The organism is Rhizobium sp. S96 (assembly GCF_030382195.1).
Classification (GTDB): Bacteria; Pseudomonadota; Alphaproteobacteria; order Rhizobiales; family Rhizobiaceae; genus Rhizobium.
The window spans coordinates 337,626-345,355 of record NZ_JAUDRY010000030.1 but is presented as its reverse complement, the minus strand read 5'-3'; the positions used below and the strand labels follow the sequence as shown (position 1 = coordinate 345,355).

The following is a 7,730-nucleotide window of genomic DNA, read 5'->3' as shown; positions in this document are numbered from 1 at the left end:
AACGCAATCCATCCTCATTCCGCGCTCAAGATGGCTTCCCCTCGGCAGTTCATCAGGGCTAAATCAAACTAGCCGATCTGTCCGGTGAAACGGGGAGCACTCCAACTGGGGAATTGGAAACCACGGGTTCATCGGCGATTGTCGAAAGCCCACGCCAGTTCAATGGCATTAAATCCATCCCCTCTCGCTGCCCCAAATCAGCTTTAGTCCGGGCGGTGATCATTTTGTCGAGCGGGAGGAAACTCAAGCTTGCGCACGTCGTAGCCGAGCTGGCTCGCCTTCTGGACCATCCGGCGAAGGCGTGCTTGAGACGGCACTGTTCTTGAATAGATCCAGAGATCGGTCATTGATGGGTTTGAGCTGATGAACCAGGATTTATCCGGCGACTTGTAAAGTACCCAGTAATTGAATGTGATCAGCAATGGATAACGGACCCGCATCTTGGCGCCGGTCGTCCCGAAATCGACGATCTTGCCTCTCCCGCGGACCGTTTTCAAACGCCCCGTTGGCGTGTCGACATGGCAGCCATCTTCCACGATGACCTCATCTGGCGTTTCACCCTTTTGATAGGTTGAATAGCCGGCGACACAGCCATCGGTGAGGAGCATTGGCGTCCGTGCGATTTCGAGCCAGGTACCCCGATAATGGTCAGGCTGGACCTTTACGACCTTTGGCGCGGCGGCGACCTGCGTTGCCATGCAAACAGCCGATGAAAGCGCGATAACGGATCGAAGTGCCGAGCGAATACTTAATGCCATGATGATGAACTCCCAGATGGACAAGTTTGGCCTAGCGCCAATCTCCCGTGCAAGCTCCGGTTCAACGGACGATCCCGCCATAGCGAAGGGTTATAAAGGTCGTCAGGCTTGCGACCGCAACGGCGTTCAGGTTCAGCAGGACCGATAGCTCGTCGCTGCTCCAGTCGTGAAGCGGCACGCCTATCCACTTTCTCGACAATACGAACGCCAGAAAGACAAATGCGGCTGCGGCGCGTTGATACCAGATTTCGCTGGTCCGAAACGAGAGCGCAACGAGCAAGATGCAGGCCGCAAGGAACAGTTCCGTACCGGAGGCCGTCCCAAAGAGTTTCGTTTCGAACAAGGTGTCGACGGTGCCGATGAGCGGAAGTGCTACGCGAGCAGCAAGACTGGAGTATCGCGCAATAAGGGGGACCGCCAGGAAGAGCGGTGCGGCGATGACAGAGCCGAGCGACGCCATTACCCCAGTGCCCACCAGGTACCAGACATAGAGCGGATAGAGGGGTTTGTTCAGAACGATCAACCACGCAATAGTGACAGTTGCCTGGGTCAGGGGATCGAGCACACCGCGCGCCCCGGTCATAGTGTTGGCACCATCAGGTAATGGCCGACGCCCCATGTATCGCCATTGTCGTGACCAAAAAGGCCGGCGGTCGAGAGGAAGAACAACCGCCAGCGGCGCAACCATAAAGATGCCTCCTTGCCGTAGACCTCCCGTAGGATCGGCTGGATGGAGGACATCTCCCGGTCGAAGTTCGCAAGCCAGTCGAGCGCGGTGCGGCGATAATGCACTCCGGACCACCGCCATTTGTTCTCGACGTGAAAGAGGTCCGTGAAGCGATGCGGCAGGTCGTGCGCCGGCATTATTCCGCCAGTGAAGAAATGACGCGCGATCCAGTCGGAGGGATCGTCGTGGTCGAAACGGTAGGAGCGGTTCTTGTGGGTGAAGACGTGCAGAAAGAGCCTGCCATCGGGTTTCAACCAGCCGCGCACACGCTCCAGAAGCGCGCGCCAGTTGGACATGTGTTCAAACATTTCGACGGAAACCACGCGGTCATAGCGCCCTGCCGCCGTGAAGTTGTTCATGTCGGCGGTGATGACCGCGAGGTTGGTCAAGCCCTCCTTTTTCGCAAGATCGAGGATATAGGCCCGTTGAGATGAGGAGTTGGAAACCGCGACGATCGGCGAGTTGGGGAAGCAGCGCGCCAGATAAAGGGACAGCGATCCCCATCCACACCCCAGTTCGAGAATGCTCATGCCATCCTGGATCCTTGCGTGCATTACAGTTTGCGCCAGCGCGTAATTTTCGGCCTCCGCAAGACTGGATTCGGCAGCCGGATAGAGGCAGCAGGAGTATTTGCGCTGCGGTCCCAGTGCCAGTCCGAAGAATTCCGAAGGTACCTCATAGTGCTGACGGTTTGCCGCATCCGTATGGATCGCGACAGGAAAGTGCTCCATGGTCTTGACGAATTCGTCTTCCTCGGCAGCCGAACTCGCAGCCAGCCTGCGCTTCGTTCGGCCGCAGAGAAAGTCGATGCCGACGAGCGTCATGCCGTCTAGAAGAGGCGCGCGCTCGACCGTGTTGATCGCGAAGGCCAACATGTTCATGATTGTTTTCCTTGATGGGCGGGATCGGATTTTCGGGGACCTGGAAAGAACGCGTTTACACGCGCCTGAAGCGCGCGAAACTTTTCGCCGCGCGAACGCAGCATGTGCTCCTCAAGCAGTGGAATGCCGGAGACATGCACGAGCAGCCAGTACATCAGGAGTGGTGCAAGCATCGAAAGCCAACTCCAGGGCAATGGAGTAAGGGCAAGCAGCGGCCAGGAGCACCAGAACAGCCATTCGAAGAAATAGTTTGGATGGCGGGAATAGCGCCACAGTCCAATCTCGCAGATCTCCGTCTTCGCCTGTGAGGTTTTCCGGAAGCGCGCCAGTTGCGCGTCGGAGACGGCCTCCCCGACGAGACCGATCGTCGCCGTCAACATGGCGATGCTATCGAATAGGTCGGGAAAGTGTGTTGCCTTCGTGGCGGCAAAATAGACTGACAGAAGCAGTACGAGGGCGGTGAACGCCTGAATCTGAAGGAACAGAAACAGTCGCCAGGCGGCCCTGTCGCCCCAATCCTCGATCAACTTTGCGTATCTGGGGTCTTCGCCGAAAGCTCTCGTGCGTGAACCGATATGGCCACCAAGGCGAAGCGCCCAGGCTGAGATCATAGCAAAGGCAGCGATGCGCCTTGCGATATCGCCATCGGAATAGAGCGCCGCGATCCAGCCGCCGCCGCCAATTGCAAAACACCAGATCGTATCGATCCAGCCGCTCATGCCAGTGGCACGCTGGACCGCCCAGGCGATCGACATTGCGATCGATACCCAGACGGCAATAACCACTATCAGAGTCAAGTCCAAGATGTCCCTCGATTTTCAAACCATACCTGACTGGCGTCTACGGCGCTGTCGACGCGTCGGTTCTGGCTGAACTGAAAAAAATCCAAAAAAATTCGCCGCGCACAAAACCATCCGGGACAACTTCTCGTAACGCCTCGGTAGAAGACGAACAAAGTCATGCAGATGATGGGTCAAGGGAATTGATGACGTTCTACAAGCGGACCGCGGGCGCGAAGCGCATGAACATTGCAATCGTCGGAAGCGGAATATCGGGGCTCTCGGCTGCATGGCTGCTGTCGCAGCGACACGACGTGACCGTATACGAAGCAGCGGACCGCATGGGCGGACATAGCAATACCGTCGAATTCGAGAGCCTCGATGGACCTGTTGCGGTCGATACGGGCTTCATTGTCTATAACGAGGTTACATATCCGAACCTGACGGCCCTGTTTGAAGCGCTAGACGTGTCGACAGTGGCTTCCAATATGTCATTCGCCGTATCGCTCAACGACGGAGCCTTTGAATATTCGGGGGGGACCGGACTGGGGTTGTTGGCCCAGAAGTCCAATCTCCTTAATCCGCGCTTTTGGTCGATGATGCGTGATCTCCTTCGCTTTTATCGCGGCGCGCGGCGTGATCTTGCGATCATGGGCGGGATTTCGCTTGACGATTACCTCGACCGCAACGCCTACGGCAGGGCCTTCCGCAACGATCACCTGTATCCGATGGCGGCAGCGATCTGGTCCACGCCGGCCATGCAAGTCGGTTCTTATCCGGCGTCGGCCTTCGTCAGGTTCTGCGCCAACCATGGGTTGCTCGAACTCTGGGATCGACCGGTCTGGCGCACCGTAAAGGGGGGAAGCCGCGAGTATGTTGCGCGCATGACCGCTCGCTTTGTCGACAGAATCCTTACCTCCACGCCGGTCAAATCCATCCATCGTCTGCCCGGTCGTGTGGAAATCCGCGACATGCGTGGCGGCCACTCTGCTTTCGACGAGGTCGTGATAGCAACCCATGCCGATCAGGCGCTCAGCATGCTTTGCGACGCGAGCGCGGATGAACGACGGATCCTTAGTGCTTTCCGGTATTCGCACAACGAGGCAGTGCTGCACGGCGATACGGCACTCATGCCGAAGCGCCGTGCCGCCTGGTCTTGCTGGAACTACCTCGCGGAGACGAGGGAGGGCTCGACCCAGCCTTCGATCACCTACTGGATGAACAAACTGCAGCCGCTCGGGGCCGCCCCCCCGACCTTTGTCACACTCAATCCGCGTCGCGGTCCCCGTGAAGAGACCGTCATTCGCCGTGACGTGTACGAACATCCGATCTTCGATCTCACCACGGAACGCGCGCAACAGGAAATCTGGTCGCTCCAGGGCGTGCGCAACACCTGGTTCTGCGGAGCGCATTTCGGCGCGGGCTTCCACGAGGACGGGATTCAGGCCGGGCTAGCGGTTGCCGAGGATCTCGGCGGCACGAGGCGGCCCTGGCAGGTCGCGAATGAAAGTTCCCGTATTGTCCGCAAGCCGATGATTGCGCCTGTCGATCTTTCGGTCATGGAGGAGCTGGCATGAGGGACGTCCCACCGGCACGGCACGAGATTGGGGTAAAAGCCGTTTGCCTGCGCTCGCCTCCGCGGCTGTCAGAGGAGCCCATATCGATGTTTTCGCGGCGATACCAGATTGATCTTTCCCTCAGGCGTCAATCGACGTGGCAGCGAGCGGAAAACGGCGGAGTTCCGTCGTCCTGCCGATTGCGGGTGCGCAGGATCGAAAGCAATGAGTGGCACTCTTGTACCCGTACTCCGAAAGGAGCCGCGGTTGAACGCGCGACAGGTGGCGATCGCTGCGCAGGTTTCGAAGAGCGCTCCAACCACTTCCGGCACCACCGCCCACCACGAGTTCGGCATCAAATGGGTTAGGATCAATGTCGGGCTTTACACCATCGAACCGCACGGACAATGGAGAAAGCACATGAAATCATGCATCCTGACAGCCGCCGTTTTCGCTTGGGGCCACGCCGGTATCGCGCTTGCTGCTGAGATCGATGGTCAGTGGGCGAGGGGAGATGGAAACGCCACGGTCATCATCGCTCCCTGTGGTTCCGACATTTGTGCCGTCAACACCTGGATCAAGCCCGGAACGCCCAAGGAAAAGAAGGGTGACAAGCTCGTCATGACGATCAAGTCGGGTGCCGATGGGGTCTATTCCGGTAGGGCCTACGATCCTCAGCGCGAGCTGACTTATAACCTCACCGTGACAGTTACCGGCGACAAGATGACCACGCGAGGCTGCATCGTTGCTGGCATCCTTTGCAAGGCTATCGACTGGACGCGGATGAACTGATGCGGCCGATCTTGAAGAGAATGACGATGAAGCAATATTCAATCGCCTATCTTGCCACACTTGTCGCTTTCGTCGCGATCGACTTTGTCTGGCTGAGTACCATGGCGGACCGGCTCTACCGTCCGATCCTCGGAGACTTGTTGGCCCCGGACTTCCGTGTGGCTCCCGCTATTGCCTTTTATCTTCTCTATGCTGCCGGGTTGAGTTTCCTTGCCGTAAGGGCAGGCCTCATGTCTGGTTCGCTACGAACCGCTGCGCTTCATGGCGCCGTGGTCGGCGTTACATCCTATGCCACATACGATCTGACCAATCAGTCGACGCTCAACAACTGGTCGACCTTCCTCACGATCGCGGACCTGAGTTGGGGGGCATTGCTTTCTGCGGTCGCCGCTGCAGCAGGTTTCTGGACCACCCAACGGCTTGTCGAATACTTGGACCGGAATGAATGACGCGACCAATCGTCCAATCAGTGTCGCTTCGCGAATTGCCAGGCATCGAACGCCCAACCGAGAGGTTCGCGTCTGTTGAAAGATGTCTTCGCGACGCATCTTGGTCGGCTTCGCAAGGTGCCCAATCTGGAGCAGCGGTTAGCTACTTAAGCGGGCAATCCGAAAGCAACCGCCTAGGAAACCGCGGGCTTTCAGTCTTAATCTCGATGAGGCTCGATTTTGCCGGATACGTGCGAGAGTTCCGCGCCCGTCCGAGCCAACCTGGGTGTCCTCAAGCTCTGTGTTTTCTTGTCACGCGCCGCCGTTTCAGCCTCGAGGATGCTGCGAACGCTGGCCTTCGTTTGCGCGGCCTTTGCGTCCGAGGAGAGTTTCTCGGGTTTGAAGAAGTTTTGTTTGGTTGCGATCATGATTTATCTCACGGTTGCTTGTCCGCGATCAGCATCCGCAGTGCGGCGTGCTCTGGACCCTGGGGATCAAGCGATAGAAATCGCTCGATCCCATAGCGTGTCTCGCCTGCGCCGGCGGCGTCGTTAGCACGGTGTAATACAAAATCCCACCCTCCCACGCCGCGGTCTAGGAACCACCGGTCGCCGCTGCTGCTATTGGCGAACTCGGAAAGTTCCATGTCGCACTCCTTTTGGTTCAGATACCCCGGTCAGCTTTTTCGAGAGTTCCGGCGACTGCTATCATTCTTGCCTTTGGCAGAAGACGTCTTTGCATCATAAGCCTGCCCGAAGTTGGTGCCCCCGAGATGGCCGCCGCCGCTGGTGTTCTTCACCTGACGTACCGCCCGCTGAATCTGTTGCTCGGCGCTTGTCTTTTTCATGGATATTTTTCCTTGGGAAATGAAAGAAGGTCGGGAACCAGTCCCGACATGGAAACATCAGGCTTATGCCAGCTCGGCCGTGACCAGTGAGCTGAAAACGATCATGCCACCTGGAGGTTCTCGGCGGCGCTCTTCCCGGAGCGGCGGTCTTCGACGATGTCAAAGCTTACCTTCTGGCCTTCCGAGATGAAGCTCATTCCAGAGCGCTCAACGGCGGAGATGTGGACGAAGACGTCCTTCGAGCCGTCGCTAGGCTGAATGAACCCGAAGCCCTTGGCACTGTTGAAAAATTTGATGATACCGGTGTTCATGACGACTATCCCTTTCAATCGCACGACTGGTCGCTGCCCGACGCACGTCGTCGGCAGTCAATGATCGATGTCTGAAAGAAAAGGTTCGCCAGCTGCGCTGCTGCGCAAAGCAAAGCTCAAAAAGCAAAATCCGATGACACATACTTAATCAGGATGCTGACTTAATCAAGCCGTTGAAGGACGTTAATTTTCAAAGCCTCTGTGAAAACCTAGGCATTCCTGGTGTGCATGCGCGAGATGAGTGGCATTGCCTTTGCCGCAACAAGAGCGCATGCTGGATGCTTCGGTAGCCATTTTAAGGGCGCTGCTGCTCAGGGGTTTACCCTGGCCCCAATGAAAGGAGGACGTGATGTCTTCCGAAACCAATTCCGAGATAACATCCCGCAACCTGAGCCGTGTCAGCAGCTTCGGCTATCGTGAGAATATTTCCACTCGTTCGGTTCGCGACAGCAAGAGAGACTTGCCCGGGCTTTTGCGCAAGCTTGGTATCGGGATTATCGGCAAGCGCATCACATCGTGCGGCCCGTCCGATGGGTCGGCGCCGCGAGCGACCACATCTATGACAATTGCGGGGTCTTCGAGTTTGCTGGTTTCGCTTCTGGGTGTCAGCCAAGGCTGGCCTGCGTCACCAACACCAGCCTAGCTGCAGAC

12 protein-coding genes are annotated in these 7,730 nt (G+C 57.5%); 4 read left to right on the top strand and 8 right to left on the bottom strand.

Going from position 1 to position 7,730, the window contains the following annotated elements:
• Positions 1-203 precede the first annotated feature (203 nt).
• From QTL94_RS23720 to QTL94_RS23705, 4 genes are all read right to left on the bottom strand, one after another.
• A complete protein-coding gene (locus tag QTL94_RS23720; RefSeq protein ID WP_289803255.1) occupies positions 204-698 on the bottom strand; it encodes a lipocalin family protein in 495 nt (164 codons plus the stop codon).
• Positions 699-819: 121 nt separating this feature from the next.
• On the bottom strand, positions 820-1,341 hold the full coding sequence (locus QTL94_RS23715; protein WP_065690451.1) for a hypothetical protein: 522 nt from the start codon (positions 1,339-1,341) through the stop codon (positions 820-822).
• Complete coding sequence (locus tag QTL94_RS23710; protein ID WP_289803254.1) at positions 1,338-2,366, bottom strand: SAM-dependent methyltransferase; 1,029 nt, start codon at positions 2,364-2,366, stop codon at positions 1,338-1,340. The genes QTL94_RS23715 and QTL94_RS23710 overlap by 4 nt, the downstream gene beginning before the upstream one ends.
• Positions 2,363-3,121 (bottom strand): DUF1295 domain-containing protein, encoded by a 759-nt coding sequence (locus QTL94_RS23705; RefSeq protein ID WP_065690492.1) that lies wholly within the window; start codon positions 3,119-3,121, stop codon positions 2,363-2,365. The genes QTL94_RS23710 and QTL94_RS23705 overlap by 4 nt, the downstream gene beginning before the upstream one ends.
• Before the next feature lie 230 nt (positions 3,122-3,351).
• Here QTL94_RS23705 and QTL94_RS23700 point away from each other — a divergent pair, with 230 nt between their 5' ends.
• The 3 genes from QTL94_RS23700 (at position 3,352) to QTL94_RS23690 (ending at position 5,942) form a co-directional block, all read left to right on the top strand.
• Positions 3,352-4,722: an NAD(P)/FAD-dependent oxidoreductase gene (locus tag QTL94_RS23700; protein WP_289803253.1), complete on the top strand. Its 1,371-nt coding sequence runs from the start codon at positions 3,352-3,354 to the stop codon at positions 4,720-4,722.
• A gap of 399 nt (positions 4,723-5,121) precedes the next feature.
• A complete protein-coding gene (locus QTL94_RS23695) occupies positions 5,122-5,493 on the top strand; it encodes a DUF2147 domain-containing protein (RefSeq protein ID WP_065690493.1) in 372 nt (123 codons plus the stop codon).
• Positions 5,494-5,519: 26 nt separating this feature from the next.
• Complete coding sequence (locus QTL94_RS23690) at positions 5,520-5,942, top strand: DUF2177 family protein (protein ID WP_065690494.1); 423 nt, start codon at positions 5,520-5,522, stop codon at positions 5,940-5,942.
• A 197-nt stretch (positions 5,943-6,139) separates the two neighbouring features.
• Here the strand turns inward: QTL94_RS23690 and QTL94_RS23685 are convergent, their stop codons facing one another.
• The 4 genes from QTL94_RS23685 to QTL94_RS23670 all read right to left on the bottom strand — a co-directional run bounded on the left by QTL94_RS23685 (position 6,140) and on the right by QTL94_RS23670 (position 7,079).
• A complete protein-coding gene (locus QTL94_RS23685) occupies positions 6,140-6,349 on the bottom strand; it encodes a hypothetical protein (protein WP_065690454.1) in 210 nt (69 codons plus the stop codon).
• Between the two features lie 8 nt (positions 6,350-6,357).
• A complete protein-coding gene (locus QTL94_RS23680) occupies positions 6,358-6,567 on the bottom strand; it encodes a hypothetical protein (RefSeq protein WP_065690455.1) in 210 nt (69 codons plus the stop codon).
• A 30-nt stretch (positions 6,568-6,597) separates the two neighbouring features.
• Positions 6,598-6,768 (bottom strand): hypothetical protein, encoded by a 171-nt coding sequence (locus QTL94_RS23675; protein ID WP_198928677.1) that lies wholly within the window; start codon positions 6,766-6,768, stop codon positions 6,598-6,600.
• A 101-nt stretch (positions 6,769-6,869) separates the two neighbouring features.
• Positions 6,870-7,079 (bottom strand): cold-shock protein, encoded by a 210-nt coding sequence (locus QTL94_RS23670; protein ID WP_065690456.1) that lies wholly within the window; start codon positions 7,077-7,079, stop codon positions 6,870-6,872.
• A 349-nt stretch (positions 7,080-7,428) separates the two neighbouring features.
• On the opposite strand from QTL94_RS23670, the gene QTL94_RS23665 reads away from it, so the two are divergent.
• Positions 7,429-7,722, top strand: a complete 294-nt coding sequence (locus QTL94_RS23665; RefSeq protein WP_141683919.1) for a hypothetical protein — start codon at positions 7,429-7,431, stop codon at positions 7,720-7,722.
• Positions 7,723-7,730 lie beyond the last annotated feature (8 nt).

Excerpts from the sequence above, each read along its gene's own strand:
- QTL94_RS23720 (WP_289803255.1), bottom strand. The coding sequence starts at position 698 with ATGGCAACGCAGGTCGCCGCCGCGCCAAAGGTCGTAAAGGTCCAGCCT.
- QTL94_RS23715 (WP_065690451.1), bottom strand. The coding sequence starts at position 1,341 with ATGACCGGGGCGCGCGGTGTGCTCGATCCCCTGACCCAGGCAACTGTC.
- QTL94_RS23710 (WP_289803254.1), bottom strand. The coding sequence starts at position 2,366 with ATGAACATGTTGGCCTTCGCGATCAACACGGTCGAGCGCGCGCCTCTT.
- QTL94_RS23705 (WP_065690492.1), bottom strand. The coding sequence starts at position 3,121 with ATGTCGATCGCCTGGGCGGTCCAGCGTGCCACTGGCATGAGCGGCTGG.
- QTL94_RS23700 (WP_289803253.1), top strand. The coding sequence starts at position 3,352 with ATGACGTTCTACAAGCGGACCGCGGGCGCGAAGCGCATGAACATTGCA.
- QTL94_RS23695 (WP_065690493.1), top strand. The coding sequence starts at position 5,122 with ATGAAATCATGCATCCTGACAGCCGCCGTTTTCGCTTGGGGCCACGCC.
- QTL94_RS23690 (WP_065690494.1), top strand. The coding sequence starts at position 5,520 with ATGAAGCAATATTCAATCGCCTATCTTGCCACACTTGTCGCTTTCGTC.
- QTL94_RS23685 (WP_065690454.1), bottom strand. The coding sequence starts at position 6,349 with ATGATCGCAACCAAACAAAACTTCTTCAAACCCGAGAAACTCTCCTCG.
- QTL94_RS23680 (WP_065690455.1), bottom strand. The coding sequence starts at position 6,567 with ATGGAACTTTCCGAGTTCGCCAATAGCAGCAGCGGCGACCGGTGGTTC.
- QTL94_RS23675 (WP_198928677.1), bottom strand. The coding sequence starts at position 6,768 with ATGAAAAAGACAAGCGCCGAGCAACAGATTCAGCGGGCGGTACGTCAG.
- QTL94_RS23670 (WP_065690456.1), bottom strand. The coding sequence starts at position 7,079 with ATGAACACCGGTATCATCAAATTTTTCAACAGTGCCAAGGGCTTCGGG.
- QTL94_RS23665 (WP_141683919.1), top strand. The coding sequence starts at position 7,429 with ATGTCTTCCGAAACCAATTCCGAGATAACATCCCGCAACCTGAGCCGT.